The following is a 19,323-nucleotide window of genomic DNA, read 5'->3' on the forward strand; positions in this document are numbered from 1 at the left end:
TTTTAAGATTAAAATGGTGTAGAAATTATGGTGTATATAATTTTGGTCAACTCATCATCTGTCAAATCATAATACAATGGTAATCTTACTAATGTTTCAGTAAATCGATCACTCTCTTTTAAACGACCACCACTATAGTCTAATTCATAGAATGGACTTTTATAAAGACTTAGATAATGAAATACAGCAAGTATGTTATTCTTACTCAGATGATTAATAATCTTATCTCTTTGAGAAGAGTCCTTACAAACCATGTAAAACATATGTGCATTATTGGTAGCATATGAAGGCACATGAGGTAAGCCTACATTATTTTGGGCCGCCCAATCTATAAGCTGATTGTAATATCTTTCCCAAATTGATTTTCGTTTTTGTTGAATATTGGTAATATTTTCGACTTGGGCGTATAGAAATGCAGCAATAATTTCGGAAGGTAAGAAAGAAGAGCCGATATCTACCCACTGATACTTATCCACTTCATTGCGAAAAAATGCAGATCGATTTGTGCCTTTTTCCCAAATAATTTCTGCTCTTTTTTCAAATTGGGAATCATTTATTACCAACATTCCACCTTCTCCCGAAATAACATTTTTAGTTTCATGAAAAGAAAATGTTGCTAAGTGACCAATAGATCCTAGTGCTTGCTTTTTGCCATGGTTATTAATATAGTAGCTATCTATCCCCTGAGCGGCATCTTCAACAACGAAAAGATCATGTTTTTGAGCAATCTGCATGATCTTATCCATATTGCATGCTACTCCGGCGTAGTGTACAGGAACAATAGCCTTGGTTTTTGATGTAATTAAACTCTCAATGCTATGCTCATCTATACCAGGGTGATCATTTCTACTATCTGCAAAAACAATTTTTGCACCTCTTAAAACAAATGCATTTGCGGTACTAACAAAAGTATATGAAGGCACTATTACCTCATCTCCTTCTTTAATGTCAATAAGAATTGCTGCCATCTCCAAAGCATCAGTACATGAGGTTGTCAAAAGGCATTTTCCAAAATCATATTTCTCTTTCAGTAGCCTCTGGCATAATTTTGTGTACTTTCCATTCCCCGAAATCTTACCACTATTAACGGCATCATAAATATAATGTGTTTCTTTACCTGTAAGGTGAGGTTTATTGAAGGGAATCATAATCGATTTTAAAGAGGAACAAATTTAGCTTTTTCAGGGAGCAAAAATTTCATAAACTCGATTTCTTCACGTGTTCTTCTTTTTGTATACTTTCTTGAAGAAACGATAAAATATGTAATCTCATCACTTTCTATTTCATTCTCGAATTCTATAATTTTAATACTATCCTTTTTTATTCCTACAGTATCCAGATACTCTTCCATCTTTTTCATCTTTTGGGATAAAGAAACTTCTTCAAACTGATGTCCAATTTTATTGGTAAGATCTTTTGCAGGAGATCCTCCATAAATTCGATTAAATTTCATGTCTGAAGTAATAACTGATCCCACAAGGGCTAGAGATTTATCTTCTACTTTTACTGGGGAAACAATACAATGCCCTACTAACCATACATCATTTCCTATTTCAAGTTTTTGTTCTGATTTAAAACGACATCCTTCTAAGGTGTCTCCATATTTTATATGACTCCATAACTGAGAATGAGCTCCTATTCCACAATTGTTTCCTATCAATACTCCTCCAATTGAATCAATTATTGTGTATTGTCCTATCCAAGCATTATGGCCTATATTGCAAGGTTGAGAACCGTGTATGTTTGTATGATGATGGATTTTCGAGTAATCACCTAAGTTGAACTCGTCGATAATAATTTGAACATGTTCTCCTATATAACAATTATCACCTATGATTATTTTGTTTGCCTTACCATTAAGTCCTCTAATAATCGCTGTTGGCTCTATAACAGTATTTTTACCGATTTCTATATATTCGGCATCAATATTTTTGTAATTTTTCATTTTATTATTTCGTCAATTATGAAAGTAGGTCTTTTTTTGCTCGTATCGAACACTTTACCTACGTATAGTCCAAGAATTCCAATCGAGAAAATAATTATTCCAGCCAAAAACCAAATTGATAATATAAGACTGGTATAACCTGGAACAGAAACTCCATAGGTAAAATAACGATATAAGTATACAAAGCCAACTATAACAGAAAAAAAAGAAATTAATAATCCAAAACGTACAGTAAGTATCAATGGTTTATTAGAAAATGTTAAAAAGATATTTATTGCAAGTTTGAACAACTTAGAAAAGTTATATGTTGATTTGCCTATAGTTCTTTTGGAGTGGGCTACATCTATCGAAGTTTGGCAAAAGCCGACCCATTGAACCATTATTGGAAATACCCTTATAATATCACCCATGTTTAAGATTGATTCGATAACTTTATTGTGGTATATCCCAAAATTCGCAACCAATCTATCTTGCCTTGTGTCAGTGAAAAATGACAACAGTTTATAAAAGATGATAGAAGATAATTTTTTTAGAAAATTATCTTTCCGTTCTTTTCTTCTTGCCAAAACTACATCATACCCTTCTTTGGTCTTGGCATAAAGTTTCTCTATCTCTTCGGGTTGATCTTGCAAATCGCAATCCATTACGACCACCCACTCGCCTTGAGTCTTTTCTAATCCTGCAGTTATGGCATAATGTTGTCCAAAATTTCTGCTAAGCTTTATTCCAATAACTTTTGGATTTATCTTAGCTATTTCTCGAACAACCCCCCAAGAGTTATCCGGGCTTCCATCGTCAACTAGAATAATTTCATAATCTTCTGTAATTTTTTGTATGCTTTTTTCAATCCTTCCAACTAATAACTGAACTACATTCTCTGCTTTATATACAGGGCTTACAATGGATAGTTTCATGATTTTGTTTTTGGTATTCTGGTCCTATTACAATTTAGAAAAAGGTATCTTTTATATTCATATACAAATCTAGGGGATTTTAACGAATTGATCTAGGCTATACTTTTATACATCTTAATTAGCCTATAAAAAGACTTTAGGCTCCGCTTTTTATCAGATCCCCTTTTTCGTTTTTGTATAAAATAACGGCCATAAAAATCCAAACCAAAGACTCTATTTGATAGAAATAATAATTATTTAACAGGAATGAAAGGATCTCATAAATGAAGATAAAAATAAAACTTAAGCGTATTAAACTATCTTTGGGATATGCTCTTATTTTAATAATGGATTTTAGCATTAGAAGAAATTGATAAAAAAGAAATAGTAAAAGTCCCAGTATACCGCTTTCTACAAGAAACAATAGATAGTTATTATGGGCAGCAACACCTTTTTTCTTGGTTTCATTTGTTGCCTCCATATAAAATGAGCTAAACTTTCCTAAACCAATACCAAAGGTTAAATCAAATGTGTCCAAATTTTTTATCGAATTATTAATAATCCTTACCCTCTCATTAGAGGATGGATCGTCTATAGATTTAAATGCGTATCTCAATCTAGGAGAAATATTGGTATGCATGACCACATTATAACTTATCACTCCTAAAGCAATAACACCCAAAATAGTATACATAATTTTTAAAACATGCCTCTGTTTTAATAAGAAATATGTACTATATGATAATATCAATGCTACTTGCAACATCCTCGAATGTGTATTCATAAAAATCGCGAACAAAAGAATCGAAATAACTGCATTATAATATTTTTTTATTCCTTTTGCCTTTACGGTTTTAAGTTCAGTCCATAAAATAAAAATCGCAAGAGTATACAAACCATATGCAAGCGGATGCTTGTAAAATCCTCCTGATAACCTATAGGCTCCATTCATGAACAAGACTTTTCCATTAATAATCTCGTATGCCGATGTTACAATAATCAAGTAACCCGACCATGAAATAAACTGATTCAATTTCCTTTTAAAGTTATCAAGCCCATTTATTTTTATGTAATTGTATGTAAAAAATCCTACAGAGATATAATTTAAATATCTAAGTAAAGAAGGAATATAATTTTTCGGACTAGTTGAAAGAAAAGAGATTATGAAGCAGTATATAATTAAAAAAAGGAATGCAAAAAAATAACCTTCTTTACTAATCTTTCTGGATAAAAGATTTGGAACCAGTGATACTACAAGAAGACTAAGCACAATAACATTATTCAAAACTTTTGGGAAAAAATCGTCATGTACCTCTAAAATCAGGTGCCAAAAGAAATAGTTTATACTCCCGATTATTAAAAGTATAAAGTATAATGTTATTGCTAAATTGTTTGTTTGTTTTAAAGACATTAGGTTTTATTAAACACAATGGTTTCTATAATTTCAGATATTATTTTTGCAGAATCTATTGTAGATTCTGAAACAAAACGATTTACTGTTTGTAATCGATTTTCATCAAACTGATCATTTGAAGACAGTAAATCTAATATTTCTGCTCTTAATTCTTCTTCAGATTTTATAAGCAAAAACATTCCCGAATTTAAATATTCATTTTGTTTTATGTCATCTTGATCGGTATACAGCACCATGGCTCCTACTTTATTGACAATTCTTAAGCTTTCGATCATAGTTGTGCAAGAAATAGCCAATAAGCAATCTAATCTTTTATATAATTCAAGATTATTTCCACCTTCAATAATATCAATAAAGTTGCGATCCTTATATTGTTCATAATACTTTGCATCATCTCTTGGATGAATCTTAATTATAAATCGAACATCTTTGCCCGTTTCCTTTCGTAGATCCTCTATAAGTTTCACTAACGCAGCAATATTTTTTTCTTGGGCATCAATAGATTTATAATTTTTATGCCATTGATATGCTCCCGTAAAATAAGCGATATTTATTACATCACTAGGCTTTAGTGCCTCATCACTTTTTAAAATCTGAAACTTTGAGAATCTGGGAATTCCTGTAGCATAGACTAGCGAATTTTTATTGTACTTTTCTACACTTTCCTTAGAATAATTACCCGAAACAAATATCGCATTAACTTTTGTTGAGCCTATTAGGACAGGAAATATCTCGTTTAATGGGCCAACATTAAGCAATTGTTTAAAAAACTTATGTCTTAATACTTTGTTATTGGCATCCTTACTATACCTATACTTGTATGCATCATAAACTATAGAATCCAATAATAAAAATGTCTTTTTATTCTTTCTTCTTGCACTATTCAAAAGTATTCGATTAAACAAAGAATCACTTCCAATTACAAAGGCATCATATCCTTTGGCAAGATTAGCCATTCTTTTTCGGTTTTTAAAAGCAAACTTTAATTTTTGAAGCGATGAGAGTAAAAAAAAGGATTCGGGAAAAGGATAATCAACATCGAATTTTACAGTTTTTTTTCCTGTAAAATCAATTCTTTGTTTTACAATGTCATTAACATCCAGATAATATATTTCGAATTTATCCTGAAGAAACTTTTCAAGTTCCACAAAATTTTCTAGATGCTCTCGATTATATGCAGCAAATAATAATTTTTTCATTTCAAAAAAGAATATTTACAAAGTTATCCTTTACAATTATAAACAGTGTCTGTTTATTAAAAATTATGGTTTCTGGTTGATTAAACCATTTTAAAATAATCTCATTTTATATTTCTTTCTGTGTTTTGTTCCATAAAAAATACTTAACAGCATAAACTAATAAAAAGCTAAGCAAATGTGCTAAAGCGGCACCAACAAGCAAAAATCTTGGAATCAAAATAAAACTTAACCCAATATTAGCTATACAAGCTACTAACGTAGCAATTAATATTCTTTTATCGAAATGATAGGTATACAAAGCATAATGATAAACGTATGAAAAACTCCACATAGTAATAGATACAGACATAATCCAGAAAACCTCTATTGAGTCAAATAACTTCTGTTTATCCAAGAAAATAAGTAACGGATATATAGCTATGTTTGCCAACACCAAAAGCAATAGGGCAATCCTGATAACTCCTTTCTTAAAAAATTTAAGCTTCGTCTGAAAGGCCTCATAACCTTCTGTTTTACTTTTAATGAGCTTTGGTGCTTCTATGATTATAAACGAAGAATAAAGTGCAACAAAAAGTGTATTCGCTATACCGCTAAAAAACGTATATACCCCTACTTCTTCTTTTGAAAACCAAAAGTCTATGAAATATCTGCCCGAAAACTCTATTATTTTATAGCAAATACTTCCCAAAAAAAAAGGAAAAGCTATTGTCACCCCATTTTTAATTAACTCTAAATCAATTTTGCCAAACCATTTTAAAGCATATTCTTTCTGCAAATAAATAACTCCTATTAATAATGATAGTATTGAACCAGATAGCCAAAATTTAAAAACTAATTCTAATGTATTGTAAGAGGGTGATAGATAACCCAAGCAAACCAATATAAAAACCCATATACCTGTTCTTATAAAAAAAACAATATTTGCTATAATCGATCTTCTCAAAGCGACCAATAGTCGAAACATTTCTTGGGATAAGTGTTCAAAAACCAGAATAAAAAAGAAATACCGGAGATACTTAAAAGCTATTATATCTTGATAAAAAATGATAACCGTGAAGGGTAATATTATACAATAAGTAACCAAATGCAAAACCGCTTGATTTCTTATATAATCACTTAGAAGAGAAGGATGTTCTATTATTTTTCTAGTATTAAAGGAATAAAAATCTAATCCCACTATTATTAAGAGAATAGTAACCGTTGATTGAAAAACTCCAAAAACCCCTAATTCTTTTATTCCCAGAAATTTAATGATATAAATTGAAAGCAAAAACTTTGCCCCCATGGAAAGTCCTCTTAATAAGAGATTAAAAAAAGAAGCCGCAGAAAGGAATTTAAACATGAGATTTTGTTTCCTTATCTTTTAAAATTAATTCGGAAAGCTTTAGTTCAAAATCAGATTTAATATCCAAACTGGCCTGCTTACTAATTACAACATGACCAACCTTTTTATGAATAATCTTATTCTCAGATAGAGCAGATTCAATATTTGCAACCAATAATCCTCCAGAAAACTTATAAATAGATTCACGTTCTAATCTGGTAAAACTTTGATTAAAAACAGGTACCATACCTTCTCCTGTATGGTGGTAAAACTTATGATCCTCTGGCCTTACACTTATTAAAGAGTCTGCCTTAAAAATTGAAAGTGTGTTTATTGCATCATCGATTACGTTTTCATCTATAAAAGGATAGGATATAGAAGAAAAAAGTACAGAGTCATACTCTTTTATATCATCCGTATTATCTCGAAAGAATTTTAAGGTTTCAATCAAAGATATGTTAAATCGTTCTATTTCCTTGGGCCTCCTAATAAAGGTTACATCAGGAATCTGTTTTTCCTGAATAAACGAAGCTATTTCTTCATCGGAGCTTGTTACTATAACTTTTTTTACGTTTTTAGATTTCTGAAGCGCCTCAATCTTTATTTCAAGCAATGTTTGGTTGTTAATGACTTCGTAAGTCGGATCATAATCGGCTCTTATGGGTATGACCCCAACTGTTACAGGAAGTTTATAGTTGTTTTTTTCAATATGTGCCTGTTTAATCAATAGTCTTGTTTTGAGTAAACGGTCCTCATTTTTTGTCAAATTACTACCATGCTGTCGATAATAAAACAGTGGTTTGTTGACATTGGTAACCTGAAACCTGTTTACGAACTTCACCCATAAATCGTATCCATCTTGACATGTATAACTTTCGTCGTATCCTCCAACTTCTATTAGATTTTTAACTCTTATCATTGTACAGGCACCATGCGCAGGTTGATCGTATAGATTTACCTCTGAGTTGAAATCATGCCTCTGAATTTCGTTCATGATATTTGCCTTACTATCCACATTATAATAGTTAGGAAATACCAGTCCAAGATCGGGATTATTTTCAAGAGCACCAGACATTTCTTCCAATGCTGTAGGCGCCAGATAATCATCTGCATCCAATCGCATTATATACTTACCTCTGGCAACTTTTAGGGCAATATTATTACTAATATTAAGCCCTTTATTCTGTTGATAAACGACCTTTATATCCTGTTTATTAGTATAGTCTTCTATTATCTCCTTGGAGTTATCTACAGAGCCGTCGTCTATTATTATCAATTCGAAATCTTGTAGTGTTTGTTCTAAAACACTGTCTATGGCCTTTTTTATAAATTTACCATAATTATAATTTGTAATATATACCGTAATTAAAGGTGTACTTACCATAACTTAGCTTCTTTTCTTTATTAATTTTGCAGGAATTCCCGCTACGATAGAGTTTTGGTCAAAAGACTGATTTACTACCGAGCTACTACCTACTATACTTTTATCTCCTAGGGTGGTTCCTGGAAATATAACAACATGAGTTCCTAACCAAATATCATTTCCTAGATCAATTGGAGCATGAGTATATCCTTGTTTTTGGATACTACTATTTCCTTCATAATTATGCATACTTGTTTGCAAATAAACATATCCTGAAACTAATGATTTTTTTCCAATTCTTATAGAGTCTCCTCCATTTAATACGGTATACAATCCCATTCTAACACCTTCTTCGAAGACTATTTGAGCTTTATTCGCGCCAAGTATTCTAACTCCCCGATCAATTCTACAATTATCACCGATATTAACTTTTGAAGTGCCATGTGCCCTTAATTCAACATTTCTTCTGAAAATTACATTGTTACCTATTTCTATAGAAGCTGTTTTATCGAGTAAAACTTTGGGAAAAGTATCACATTGAAAATTCTTACCAATTTTTAGCTTTTTATGGCTAAAAAGTAATTTAAAAATGAAGCCTGATATTTGGGGCTTAATACGATAATAATATCTCAATAAAAAAAATAACATCTACTATTCTAATATTTTCCAGCTTAATTTTTGATGCATTACAACATCCTCTTTAAGTCTTTTTCCTATTACGTCATAAAACTCTCTGGCGTCGATACCATGATTTGGTCTAAGTATAGTAAGGTTTTCTTCAGTTAATAAAGTTCCGGCTTTAAGATCTTTTAAAGGATAAACGGCCCTTCTGAAAGTCACCACATGATCCCCTTCTACGGGCAATGGTCTTTTCACTTTATTGCCTTCTAGATCATAAATTTTTCGGATATCTTCAATTAATTCTAAAACTTCGGATTTTATTAAAGATACTTTATGGTCTCTAAATTCTTTGTTCTTTCTGTCGTCTGTAAAATGAAACTCTAATATCTGTGCGCCCTTGGCTACAGCTATTTCTAATGCTTTTTTACCTTCGGTATGATCCGAATATCCAACCGGTAAATTAAACAAGTTTTTAAAAGTGTCCATTGTTGAGAGATGTGCATCATTAAAAGGAATAGGATACATAGATGTACACTGGAGTATAGAAAGAAAATTAGGGTCCTTATATAGTGGATTTTGTTTTTGCACAAAATCCACTGCTCCTGCTACATCCTCAATAGTGGAAAGCCCTGTTGATAAAATGATGGGTTTGCCGATATTGGCAATCGCTTTAAGTAAAGGATATGCAGTTAAGTCTCCAGATCCAATTTTATAAACAGGAATATACTGATCGATCCATTCCAAATAACTCTCATCCCAAACAGAAGCCATAAAACCAACTCCGTTGGACTCACACAATTCGGCAAGTTGAATATACTGCTCTTTGCTTAGTTCGAATTTTTTGAAATGTTTATTTCTTGTCGGAGATTCCATCTTACTTACCAGGGTATCACCACTATATAGTTGAAACTTGATGAAATCCACCTTTGCTTCAATAGCAAGCTGTGTTAACTTCAAAGCATATTCAAAATTACCTTCATGATTTCCTCCAATTTCAGCAATTAATAAGGGTCCATGTTTTCCTTGCCAAGTATTATTCATTTCTTATTTTTCTATGTAAATTGATAACTTCATTATAATTATAGAGCCTATGGTCTTTATCCATATGTGCTATAATTTGTTTGGCATTCTCAAAGTCTTCTTGTGTATCGATTGCCAAATTTAGTTTTGCAAGATTATTCTTGCTCTCATTATACACAAACTTCATTCTTTCAGACTTATTTCTATAAAAATATGTCATTACATGTTCAAGATCACTATCATCGAAATCTGAAAAAGAATTTTCGTAGTAATCTACATTAACAATTTCTACACTCATCCCTCTGGGAAAAGTCCTTTTTTCGACATTCGAAATAAAGTGGAGCTCTTTTTCTTCCAACATAGAAATCATAGATTGTATTAGATCTACATCCAAAAATAAATTATCTCCATTAATTCTAACTGCATGACTTAAGCCAAATGTTCTGGCGCATTTTAAGAAACGAGCAGCAACATTATCAAGACTTCCTCTATAATGTTTTATATTGTTTTTTTGGCAAAACTCAACAATTGGATCGTCTGTTTTTTCAATAGACGTACAAACAATAATTGGAAAATCATTTTTTAACCTTTCGAGTCTTTCAAGAATATAATCTAATATCGGTTTTTCGTTGATCGTTTTTAAGATTTTGCCTGGAAGTCTTGAAGAATTATATCTACATAAGATTATTATACCTGTCATTCTCTTTTACTTATTGTTTTTGCTGGAATTCCTCCTACAATAGTATATGGAGGCACATCATCTTTTACTACTGAACCAGCTGCTATCACAGCTCCTTTTCCAACAGTAACACCTTTTAATATCTTTGCTCCTGTTGCAATCCAAACATCGTCCTCAATAGTAATTTTTGAAGTCGTATTAGGTTGCATGTTAATCAATTTGTCCTTTGCTATAGAATGATCACTATCGACAATATAAACAAAAGGAGCTATAAGACAATCATTTCCTATCTCTATTTGTTCTGAAGCATATATAAAGGTATAAAAACCCACAGTGGTTCTATTTCCAATACTAATTGTTGAGTTCTTATTACAGGCACAAATATTTGCTCCTTCTTTAATCACTGAATAATCCCCGAAATAAATGTTTTTTGGAAATCGTAAAATAGAGACATTCTTGTCTATAAATACTTTATTTCCAAAATTACCACCACGAAAACGTTGATAAACAGCTCGTAAATGATTTTTCAGCGTAAATTTTAAGTGTTTTCTTAATTGATTTGATTGATTGTCCATTGACATTTAATATTATTTCTTTGGCTTTTCATTATAACCTATCAGTAGTAAGCTCTTTGGGCAAAAAACTTTTTACGTCATAGATTACAGAGTCAGAGTTTCCCAATTCAGAAATATTTAGGCTTTTGAATTCATCATGTCCAACAGTTAAAACAATGACATTATACTTGCGGTTGGGTGTTTCAATCAAATCAATATCATACTCATGTTTCACCTCTTTTGAATCAGCATGAGGATCGTACACATCGACAGAAATTCCAAATTCCTTGAGTTCATCTATCACATCTATCACTTTTGAATTCCTAATATCGGGGCAATTCTCTTTAAACGTGATGCCTAACATCAAAGCTTTAGCATTTTTTACGCGATGCCCTTCCCGTACCATTAGCTTCACAATCTTATTGGCAATATGTACTCCCATTTCATCATTGATCTTTCTTCCAGATAAAATTACCTGAGGATGATATCCCAAACTCTCTGCTTTATGAGTCAAATAGAATGGATCTACACCTATACAATGACCTCCAACGAGACCTGGTCTAAATGGCAGAAAATTCCATTTAGTTCCGGCCGCCTCCAATACTTCGAGTGTGTCAATATTCATTTTGTCAAAAATTAGAGCCAATTCATTGACAAATGAAATGTTTAAATCCCTTTGGGTGTTTTCTATGATTTTGGCAGCTTCGGCCACTTTGATAGAAGATGCTTTATGAGTCCCCACAGTAACAATGGTTCCATATAATTCATCAACCAGTTCTGCAATTTTCTCATTACTTCCTGAAGTCACTTTCACAATATTGTGAACTCTTCTAACTTTATCACCTGGATTTATTCTTTCAGGAGAATACCCACAGAAAAAATCTGTATTAAATTTCAGCCCACTGAATTGCTCTAATAATGGAACGCAGATTTCTTCAGTACATCCGGGAAAAACAGTGGATTCATATATCACTATATTTCCTTTAGTCAAGTACCTGCCCACAAGCTCACTAGCGGACTCAAGAGGCCTTAAATCTGGTTGTTTAAAGGCATCTATTGGTGTAGGAACGGTAACAATATAAATGTTTACTGTAGATAATTCTTTTTCATTCGAAGTATAATAAACCGAATCAACACTTTTAAGTTCTTTTTCAGTTACTTCATTAGTAATGTCGATTCCCTTTTGTAACTCTTCTATTCTTGAAGAATTAATATCGTAACCAATAACATTGAACTTGTGTTTACCAAATTCAACAGCCAGAGGCAATCCTACATAACCCAGTCCTATTATGGCGATTTTATTTTCTTTTATATTACTAGAGATCATCAATCAGTTTTTTTAAACTATTTCTCCATTCTATTGGGTGAATTAAGAACGTCTTTTTTATTTTAGTATTATTCAAAATACTGAATTTTGGTCTTTGTGCAAAAGTAGGATAATTATCTGTTTTTTTAAGTTTTATGGTATCAAGTTTACCTAATACGCTCAAAATCTCTCTTGCAAAATCATACCAGGTGGCTTCGCCTTGATTACCATAATGATAAATACCATATTTTGAAGTTCTTAATCCAACCAAATCAAAAATAAATCGAGCCAAATTATTAGCATTTGTAGGGGTGCCCGTTTCAGAAGTTGTAATAGTAAGTTCTTTTTCGGTTTTTGATTTTTTTTGAATGGTTTTAAAAAAATTATGCCCAAATTCTGAATATAACCATGATGTTCTTATAATAAAGTAATTCTCGAGAATCTCCTGAATATATTTTTCTCCTTCCAATTTAGATTTTCCATATACGTTTATAGGATTAGGAATATCTTCTTCTGTATATGGTGTTTTCTTTTTACCATCAAACACATAGTCTGTTGAGATGTGAATAAGCACTACGTGATGATCTTTACATATTTCGGCTATATTTTTGACCCCTTGAGCATTCACCATAAAGGCTCTTTCAGGTTCCTTTTCTGCTTGTTCGACATTGGTATATGCCGCACAATTGATTATATAATCGAATTTTATTTCAGACAATAAATTATTTAGCTGGTCTTTTTGGGTGATATCCAAAGTTTTAGAATCAGTAAAGTATATATCAAAAGCAGGATAGTCTTTTTCAATCTTTTTCAGGCATTGTCCTAGCTGACCACTTGATCCTGTTATTAAAACTTTTGTTTTATTAGGTTTTTCCTGCATCTTGTATATCTTTTATACGTAGCAACTTTTTATCTTTTTCAGATAACAGGATCTCGGCAGTATTTAACTTCCAATCTATGGCCAGATCGGGATCGTCAAATATAATTCCAGATTCTGAAGTTTTGTGATAATAGTTATCGCATTTATATACAAAAATAGCTTTATCACTTAAAGTCAAAAAACCATGAGCAAAACCTCTTGGGATAAATAACTGGAAGTTATTATGATCATTTAACACCATAGAAAAATGCTTTTTATAGGTTTTGGATTCTGGTCGCAAATCTACCACTACATCCAGCACCTCTCCTTGAATAACTCTTACTAATTTGGCTTGAGCATGTTTTCCTGTCTGAAAATGTAAACCTCTAAGCGTTCCTTTTTTAGAAATGGACTGATTATCCTGAACAAAATTAACATTTAGCCCTGTGATTTTTTTAAAAACTCGTTGGCTAAAGGTTTCAACAAAAGATCCTCGAGTATCGTTAAAAATTTTGGGCTTAATGACAAAACACCCTTCAAGAAACGTTGGTTGAATTTCCATTTTTAGTCTAACTGTAATAAGTATTTGCCATAACCACTTTTTAAAAGAGGCTTGGCCAGTGTATTGAGTTGTTCTTTATTAATAAAGGCTTTTTTATAGGCTGTCTCTTCTATAGCACCTATCTTAAGCCCTTGTCTCTCCTCAATGACCTGCACAAATTGAGATGCTTGCATAAGTGAATTAAACGTACCTGTGTCAAGCCATGCAGTACCTTTATCCAGTATGCTTACTTTTAACTTTCCCTTTTTGAGATATACATTATTGACGTCTGTAATTTCCAATTCTCCTCTTGTGCTCGGTTGTATTGATTTGGCAATTCTAACGACATCATTATCATAAAAATAAATTCCAGGAACCGCATAATTAGATTTTGGTTCTTTTGGTTTTTCTTCGATAGATAATACTTTTCCTGTTTTATCAAAATCTACAACGCCGTACCTTTCTGGATCCTGAACATGATATGCATAAATTATTCCTCCATCTGGGTCATTATTACTCTCTAATAGTGTTTCTAAACCCGATCCATAAAATATATTGTCGCCTAATATGAGAGCAACTTTGTCATTACCTATAAATTGCTCTCCTATAATAAAAGCTTCCGCCAATCCATTAGGCTTATCTTGTGCTGCATACTCAAATCTACAGCCATATTTTGTTCCGTCTCCAAGAAGTTGCTTGAAGAGTGGTAAATCTCTAGGAGTTGAGATGATCAGAATTTCACGAATTCCTGCAGACATCAATGTAGAAATTGGGTAATAAATCATTGGTTTATCGTACACTGGCATTAATTGTTTACTAACCGCCAATGTTAAGGGATATAGCCTTTTTCCCGAACCTCCTGCTAATATAATTCCCTTCATAACTTACTGTATTTTTTCAAATACCAGGAAAGTGTCTTTTTTATTCCGGTTTCAAAATTTTCATCTGCCTTCCAACCCAACTCTTTTTCAATTTTAGTCGCGTCAATGGCGTATCTTAAGTCATGGCCTGGTCTATCTTTTACATAAGTAATTAATTCATTATAAGATTTATTCTTTTTTCTTGGCACCATGTCATCTAATAATTCACAAACCTTTGTCGCTACATAGTTATTATCTCTTTCATTTCTTCCTCCAATATTATAAGTTTCTCCCGGTTTTCCCTTTTTAAACGCCAAATCAATCCCTGTGCAATGGTCCAAAACATATAGCCAATCTCTAATATTTTTGCCGTCTCCATAAATAGGAATATTTTCTTCTGCCAACGCTTTTCTGATAATAGTAGGGATCAATTTTTCGTCATGCTGTTTGGGTCCATAATTATTGGAACAGTTAGTAGTAACTACATTTATACCATAAGTATGAAAATAACTTCTTACTATAAAATCAGATGATGCCTTGGATGCACTGTAGGGGCTGTTAGGAGCATAAGGTGTGGTTTCAGAAAACAAACCCGTTTCGCCTAATGTACCGTAGACCTCATCAGTTGATATGTGATGAAATCGACAGCCTTTGTATTCTTCTTTATAAACATAAGGGGAATTCATCCAGTAATTTTTTGCTACATCGATTAAGGTAAACGTCCCAAAAACATTGGTTTTAATAAACTCATCGGGGTTTGTAATCGAATTATCTACATGTGATTCTGCAGCAAAATGAATTACTCCTTTAAAATCATATTGCCTAAAAAGAGATTCTATCAAAGATCGATCACAGATATCACCTTTAATAAAGGTATAGTTATTATGGTTTTCTACTTCAGCTAGATTTTTAAGATCTCCTGCATAAGTAAGTTTATCTATATTTATAACAGCAATTTCAGGATTTTTTTCAAGAAAATACGGTATAAAATTAGATCCAATAAATCCAGCTCCTCCTGTTATTAAAATATTGATCATAGCTTATTTAATATAAACTTCCAGTACTTTCATGATTTCGGTACTAATTTGCAAAGTTAGTTCATCAATTACTGAAGGTATTAACACTGTTTCGCCAATCGAAATAGGCGTGGCCTGATCATTCACAATTATTTCACCTTTACCCTCAACACATATTAAAATAATAAAAGTATCCAAACTTTTGTAGTTTCTTTCAATATTCTTGTTAATATAAATAAAGTTTGTCGTAAAATATTGTGCTGAAATTATTTCATTTACGTGATTTGGTTTTTTTGAATATGATAGTTTAAATTTATGATCATTCTCAAAATTTAGTGCTTCTAGTGCAAGGTCTGTATGCAATTCTCGCTTATTTCCTTTATTGTCTTTACGGTCCCAATCATATACTCTATATGTAATATCTGAAGTTTGTTGGATTTCTGCAATTAGTGTGCCCTTGCCTATAGCATGAATTGTACCTGCCTTGATAATGAAACTATCACCCTTGTATATATTTTCAAAATTGAGTAAATCCATTAATCGACCTTCACTTAAATTCAATTGATACTCTTCTTTTGTTGTCTTTTTATTGAAATCTATAATAAGTTTGGCCTCTTGATCAGCCTGAACTACATACCACATCTCTGTTTTTCCAAAAGAATCATGTCTTTCTCTGGCTAGCTTATCTTCAGGATGAAGTTGTACCGACAAATCTTCTTTTGCATCAATAAATTTTATGAGTAATGGAAACTTATTGCCAAACTTCTGATATACTTTTTCACCCAATAATTCATCTTTGAACTCATTAATGAGTTGAATCAAACTTTTACCCTCAAGAGTTCCATTAGAAACTATAGAGACGTCGTTATCTATGGCAGAGACTTCCCAACTCTCGCCTACTTTAGTACTGAAAGCAGGTTTGTTAAGAATTGTTTTTAGTTTATCCCCACCCCAAATTTTTTCCTTTAAAATAGGGTAAAATTTTAATGGATACAACATAAAAAAGTAGTTCTTTATTTATTAATTTTTGAAAAAGTAGCCCTAACTAATTTACTCGTTATTAACAAAGTTGTTTGCAGCCTTCTTCAAAAATCTTAACAGATAAATTAGCGATACCAAACCTACCAGAATCAATGGCATCAAGAAAAATCTTCTGTTTACCAGAATCTTACGTTTAGAAACAATATTACCATAATGCACGACTGTAAAAACTTCTTTATCGAGTGTAACTAATTTTTCATCGTTTTTAACTCTTTCAATTAGATCCTGTTTTCTTTTTAGCAAAGAGGAAATTGTAGGCGTTTCGGATTCTGATGCATAAATAAATTTTTCATCGTTTTTTGCAGGGTTTTGACTCAAATTAGTTAAATAATCATTTATAAATTCTAATGATTTTTTATTTTGGGTGATACTAACATTAACTTGTTTAAGCTCTAGTTCTAAAAGTTCATTGAAATAATCATTTGACTTTATATAATTAAGAATGCTTTTGGAAACACCGCTGTTGATGTCTTCTTTGTTTTTAAATATTATTGTTAGTTTATGTTGTTTGTAAAAATTACGGAATTTTTTCTCTTTTAGCGTATTTTCATCATAGGCTTCAATAAAAGACTCTTTGCCTCCATATTTATTTTGAAGTTGATTTAAAACATCCTCAGGCTTGATAATTGGTTCTAAAGAAATTTTCTTTATATTTTTTGCCTGCTCTATTTCCAAACCAAGTTTTTTCACATAAAGACTGTCGGCAAAATTATCGTCTAAATCTTCAATAAAATCATAAATATATTCTGTGGAATCATATTTTGGTTCTATGATAATTTCTTGAACATATCTATCTTTTAGATCTTGATACTGATCCATAAAATATCCCACTCCAAACCCAACAATAACTACCACAAAAAATAGCAACCACTTTTTTTTATAAAAATCTATCACCGAAATAATCAATCTCAAGATTTTCCTAAAAAACTCCTTTACCATCCCAAAAAGTTGCATCAAATCAATTTCTTCGTTCTGATTTTCGTGACTCATTCTTTATTTTTCTTTAAATATTTGCTCTATAATTTTTTCGGTAATAAGATATGTGGGTTTTACCCCAGTAGTTCCCAATCCGCCTGATGCCAACGTACTTCCTGTTTCTAAAGGGTTATCTGAAGCATAATACGCGTATCTCACTTTTACTTCTGGACTAATACTCCCTCTAAGTCTGGATGCCGATTGTATCGCTTTTTGATAATGCGCTCCTTCCATTTCTAATCCTATTACATTCCAGGTAGAATCATGAAAAAACTTCAAGATATCTCTGTTCTGTAATGAAGTTCCTAATACTGTAATCATTGCACCATCGTAGATGTCAATTCCATTACCTGCTAAATCTTTCTTTTTCAACTGATTTTCAAAAGGATAATTATCTGCCGTGCCTTCAAAAACATGAGCAGTAGGAATCATAATATCTCCTTTCCCTCCTTCAAGAATGCCTGCTTTACCCATTATAGAAATAGACTTTACGTTGATATGGATTTTGCTTCCAGTAATAGTAACATATGGTTTTAAAAGTTCGTCCATGGTCTCATAGGCCTGCTCACCAAATGCATAGTCCATAACGATAATTACTGGTTTGTCACTATTGTTAACATCAGAAATTAAACTTTGATATTCACCTTTAGTATATTTTGCTGTATCAAACACCTGTACATTAATATTGGCCCCACTTTGATCTTCGATATACGTCATTCCTTCTTGCAAAGCCAATTTTTCTACTCGTGCTCTTAGTTTATCATTTTTATTGTTACTCAGTGCTTCATAAACATCAAAAATGGTTTTATTTTTTAATTCTGTTTTCAATGCTAAAGATGCATATAGGGTATTCATTACACTATGCATGTTTGCACTAATAATATGTATCGGTCGATCCAGTAAATGAAGCTCTTCTAATTTTTTCTTGATATTATTTGCCCATTTCTCGCCATGTATGTGATGTCCTAGTCTTTCTCTTAAAACAGGACTGAAGGTGACAATACGTTTTTTATCTTCTATCGATTCTTCTATCGCCAATTTACCGAGCCAGTAGATAATATGCAAAAAGCGTTCCTTATTTTCTGGACATGAAAAGTCATTATAGATAGTAGATACTTCTTCAAAAGTCCTTCCTAAAATATTTGCGGTATGAGTTAGTGCGACTTCTTTTTCGGCCTGAGTTAATTCTTTCTTAGATAAAACAGCTCTTTCTAACTTTTCCCAATCCCGAATTACGTTCCCTTCTTCGTTAATCACGACACGATTCATGATTTTATGAGATTCGATAAAAAGAAAAGTCAAATGGGTAAGTATGTCATAAATCTCAGATCGCCCACGAGTGATTTCTATATTCATCTGCTCCTCATCGATACGATAACAATTTCTTCGCCGTTTTGGAGGAACTATAGCTGTGAAATGAGAGTTTTTATATCCTTCTTCACTTGTTAGATTAATATAACGACACTCCTCAATACCAAACGGTAACCGATCTATTACGTAAAGTAATCCGTTTAGCTCAACTTTTTCCTCTGCAACCGAACCGTAAATTTCTGGACGTAAGGTTAGCAGAGCCTCTCTAAGTGTTTCTCCCGAAACTCCCATTGGTTTATAAAAGCCTCTATTGAAAAGATGACGCATGGTAATATACATGCGTTCTATTGCGCTCGAGCTTTCTTGGGCCCGTGTTCTTCCTTGTAATATAAGATTTGCCAT

The 19,323-nt window shown here is 32.1% G+C and carries 19 protein-coding genes; all 19 read right to left on the reverse strand.

What is annotated here, in order from left to right; all coding sequences use genetic code 11:
• Positions 1 to 8 precede the first annotated feature (8 nt).
• The 19 genes from rffA to ACFSJT_RS05525 all read right to left on the reverse strand — a co-directional run bounded on the left by rffA (position 9) and on the right by ACFSJT_RS05525 (position 19,323).
• On the reverse strand, positions 9 to 1,148 hold the full coding sequence (gene rffA, locus ACFSJT_RS05435; RefSeq protein WP_378319204.1) for a dTDP-4-amino-4,6-dideoxygalactose transaminase: 1,140 nt from the start codon (positions 1,146 to 1,148) through the stop codon (positions 9 to 11).
• An 8-nt stretch (positions 1,149 to 1,156) separates the two neighbouring features.
• Complete coding sequence (locus tag ACFSJT_RS05440; protein WP_378319205.1) at positions 1,157 to 1,945, reverse strand: acyltransferase; 789 nt, start codon at positions 1,943 to 1,945, stop codon at positions 1,157 to 1,159.
• A complete protein-coding gene (locus tag ACFSJT_RS05445) occupies positions 1,942 to 2,859 on the reverse strand; it encodes a glycosyltransferase family 2 protein (protein ID WP_378319206.1) in 918 nt (305 codons plus the stop codon). Before ACFSJT_RS05445 ends, ACFSJT_RS05440 begins: the two co-directional genes overlap by 4 nt.
• Positions 2,860 to 2,995: 136 nt before the next feature.
• Positions 2,996 to 3,871, reverse strand: a complete 876-nt coding sequence (locus ACFSJT_RS05450) for an O-antigen ligase family protein (RefSeq protein ID WP_378319207.1) — start codon at positions 3,869 to 3,871, stop codon at positions 2,996 to 2,998.
• 377 nt (positions 3,872 to 4,248) lie between these two features.
• Positions 4,249 to 5,451, reverse strand: coding sequence for a glycosyltransferase family protein (locus tag ACFSJT_RS05455; protein ID WP_378319208.1), 1,203 nt, complete (start codon positions 5,449 to 5,451; stop codon positions 4,249 to 4,251).
• 106 nt (positions 5,452 to 5,557) lie between these two features.
• Positions 5,558 to 6,793, reverse strand: coding sequence for an oligosaccharide flippase family protein (locus tag ACFSJT_RS05460; protein WP_378319209.1), 1,236 nt, complete (start codon positions 6,791 to 6,793; stop codon positions 5,558 to 5,560).
• Complete coding sequence (locus tag ACFSJT_RS05465) at positions 6,786 to 8,159, reverse strand: glycosyltransferase family 2 protein (RefSeq protein ID WP_378319210.1); 1,374 nt, start codon at positions 8,157 to 8,159, stop codon at positions 6,786 to 6,788. Before ACFSJT_RS05465 ends, ACFSJT_RS05460 begins: the two co-directional genes overlap by 8 nt.
• A gap of 3 nt (positions 8,160 to 8,162) precedes the next feature.
• Positions 8,163 to 8,786 carry a hypothetical protein gene (locus tag ACFSJT_RS05470; protein WP_378319211.1) on the reverse strand — a complete coding sequence of 208 codons (624 nt, stop codon included), beginning with the start codon at positions 8,784 to 8,786 and terminating at the stop codon, positions 8,163 to 8,165.
• A 3-nt stretch (positions 8,787 to 8,789) separates the two neighbouring features.
• Positions 8,790 to 9,800: an N-acetylneuraminate synthase family protein gene (locus ACFSJT_RS05475; RefSeq protein ID WP_378319212.1), complete on the reverse strand. Its 1,011-nt coding sequence runs from the start codon at positions 9,798 to 9,800 to the stop codon at positions 8,790 to 8,792.
• Positions 9,793 to 10,479, reverse strand: coding sequence for a cytidylyltransferase domain-containing protein (locus ACFSJT_RS05480; protein ID WP_378319213.1), 687 nt, complete (start codon positions 10,477 to 10,479; stop codon positions 9,793 to 9,795). Before ACFSJT_RS05480 ends, ACFSJT_RS05475 begins: the two co-directional genes overlap by 8 nt.
• A complete protein-coding gene (locus ACFSJT_RS05485) occupies positions 10,476 to 11,033 on the reverse strand; it encodes an acyltransferase (protein ID WP_378319214.1) in 558 nt (185 codons plus the stop codon). Before ACFSJT_RS05485 ends, ACFSJT_RS05480 begins: the two co-directional genes overlap by 4 nt.
• Before the next feature lie 31 nt (positions 11,034 to 11,064).
• Positions 11,065 to 12,339 carry a nucleotide sugar dehydrogenase gene (locus ACFSJT_RS05490; protein WP_378319215.1) on the reverse strand — a complete coding sequence of 425 codons (1,275 nt, stop codon included), beginning with the start codon at positions 12,337 to 12,339 and terminating at the stop codon, positions 11,065 to 11,067.
• Positions 12,329 to 13,198, reverse strand: coding sequence for a dTDP-4-dehydrorhamnose reductase (rfbD, locus tag ACFSJT_RS05495; RefSeq protein ID WP_378319216.1), 870 nt, complete (start codon positions 13,196 to 13,198; stop codon positions 12,329 to 12,331). Before rfbD ends, ACFSJT_RS05490 begins: the two co-directional genes overlap by 11 nt.
• Positions 13,182 to 13,739, reverse strand: coding sequence for a dTDP-4-dehydrorhamnose 3,5-epimerase (gene rfbC / locus ACFSJT_RS05500; RefSeq protein WP_378319217.1), 558 nt, complete (start codon positions 13,737 to 13,739; stop codon positions 13,182 to 13,184). The genes rfbD and rfbC overlap by 17 nt, the downstream gene beginning before the upstream one ends.
• A gap of 2 nt (positions 13,740 to 13,741) precedes the next feature.
• Positions 13,742 to 14,599, reverse strand: coding sequence for a glucose-1-phosphate thymidylyltransferase RfbA (gene rfbA / locus ACFSJT_RS05505; RefSeq protein ID WP_378319218.1), 858 nt, complete (start codon positions 14,597 to 14,599; stop codon positions 13,742 to 13,744).
• A complete protein-coding gene (gene rfbB / locus ACFSJT_RS05510) occupies positions 14,596 to 15,615 on the reverse strand; it encodes a dTDP-glucose 4,6-dehydratase (RefSeq protein ID WP_378319219.1) in 1,020 nt (339 codons plus the stop codon). The genes rfbA and rfbB overlap by 4 nt, the downstream gene beginning before the upstream one ends.
• A 3-nt stretch (positions 15,616 to 15,618) precedes the next feature.
• Positions 15,619 to 16,590: a type I phosphomannose isomerase catalytic subunit gene (locus tag ACFSJT_RS05515; RefSeq protein WP_378319545.1), complete on the reverse strand. Its 972-nt coding sequence runs from the start codon at positions 16,588 to 16,590 to the stop codon at positions 15,619 to 15,621.
• Between the two features lie 54 nt (positions 16,591 to 16,644).
• The gene (locus ACFSJT_RS05520; RefSeq protein ID WP_378319220.1) at positions 16,645 to 17,625 is read right to left on the reverse strand and encodes a hypothetical protein; all 981 of its coding nucleotides are present in this window, start codon (positions 17,623 to 17,625) and stop codon (positions 16,645 to 16,647) included.
• 3 nt (positions 17,626 to 17,628) lie between these two features.
• Positions 17,629 to 19,323 (reverse strand): DUF6909 family protein, encoded by a 1,695-nt coding sequence (locus ACFSJT_RS05525; RefSeq protein WP_378319221.1) that lies wholly within the window; start codon positions 19,321 to 19,323, stop codon positions 17,629 to 17,631.

It is taken from the genome of Aquimarina celericrescens, from assembly GCF_042682765.1.
Taxonomy (GTDB): domain Bacteria; phylum Bacteroidota; class Bacteroidia; order Flavobacteriales; family Flavobacteriaceae; genus Aquimarina; species Aquimarina celericrescens.

Bases quoted from the DNA above. Each gene is read 5' to 3' on its own strand.
- rffA (WP_378319204.1), bottom strand. From the start codon at position 1,148: ATGATTCCCTTCAATAAACCTCACCTTACAGGTAAAGAAACACATTAT.
- ACFSJT_RS05440 (WP_378319205.1), bottom strand. From the start codon at position 1,945: ATGAAAAATTACAAAAATATTGATGCCGAATATATAGAAATCGGTAAA.
- ACFSJT_RS05445 (WP_378319206.1), bottom strand. From the start codon at position 2,859: ATGAAACTATCCATTGTAAGCCCTGTATATAAAGCAGAGAATGTAGTT.
- ACFSJT_RS05455 (WP_378319208.1), bottom strand. From the start codon at position 5,451: ATGAAAAAATTATTATTTGCTGCATATAATCGAGAGCATCTAGAAAAT.
- ACFSJT_RS05460 (WP_378319209.1), bottom strand. From the start codon at position 6,793: ATGTTTAAATTCCTTTCTGCGGCTTCTTTTTTTAATCTCTTATTAAGA.
- ACFSJT_RS05465 (WP_378319210.1), bottom strand. From the start codon at position 8,159: ATGGTAAGTACACCTTTAATTACGGTATATATTACAAATTATAATTAT.
- ACFSJT_RS05470 (WP_378319211.1), bottom strand. From the start codon at position 8,786: ATGTTATTTTTTTTATTGAGATATTATTATCGTATTAAGCCCCAAATA.
- ACFSJT_RS05475 (WP_378319212.1), bottom strand. From the start codon at position 9,800: ATGAATAATACTTGGCAAGGAAAACATGGACCCTTATTAATTGCTGAA.
- ACFSJT_RS05480 (WP_378319213.1), bottom strand. From the start codon at position 10,479: ATGACAGGTATAATAATCTTATGTAGATATAATTCTTCAAGACTTCCA.
- ACFSJT_RS05485 (WP_378319214.1), bottom strand. From the start codon at position 11,033: ATGGACAATCAATCAAATCAATTAAGAAAACACTTAAAATTTACGCTG.
- ACFSJT_RS05490 (WP_378319215.1), bottom strand. From the start codon at position 12,339: ATGATCTCTAGTAATATAAAAGAAAATAAAATCGCCATAATAGGACTG.
- rfbD (WP_378319216.1), bottom strand. From the start codon at position 13,198: ATGCAGGAAAAACCTAATAAAACAAAAGTTTTAATAACAGGATCAAGT.
- rfbC (WP_378319217.1), bottom strand. From the start codon at position 13,739: ATGGAAATTCAACCAACGTTTCTTGAAGGGTGTTTTGTCATTAAGCCC.
- rfbA (WP_378319218.1), bottom strand. From the start codon at position 14,599: ATGAAGGGAATTATATTAGCAGGAGGTTCGGGAAAAAGGCTATATCCC.
- rfbB (WP_378319219.1), bottom strand. From the start codon at position 15,615: ATGATCAATATTTTAATAACAGGAGGAGCTGGATTTATTGGATCTAAT.
- ACFSJT_RS05520 (WP_378319220.1), bottom strand. From the start codon at position 17,625: ATGAGTCACGAAAATCAGAACGAAGAAATTGATTTGATGCAACTTTTT.
- ACFSJT_RS05525 (WP_378319221.1), bottom strand. From the start codon at position 19,323: ATGGCAAATCTTATATTACAAGGAAGAACACGGGCCCAAGAAAGCTCG.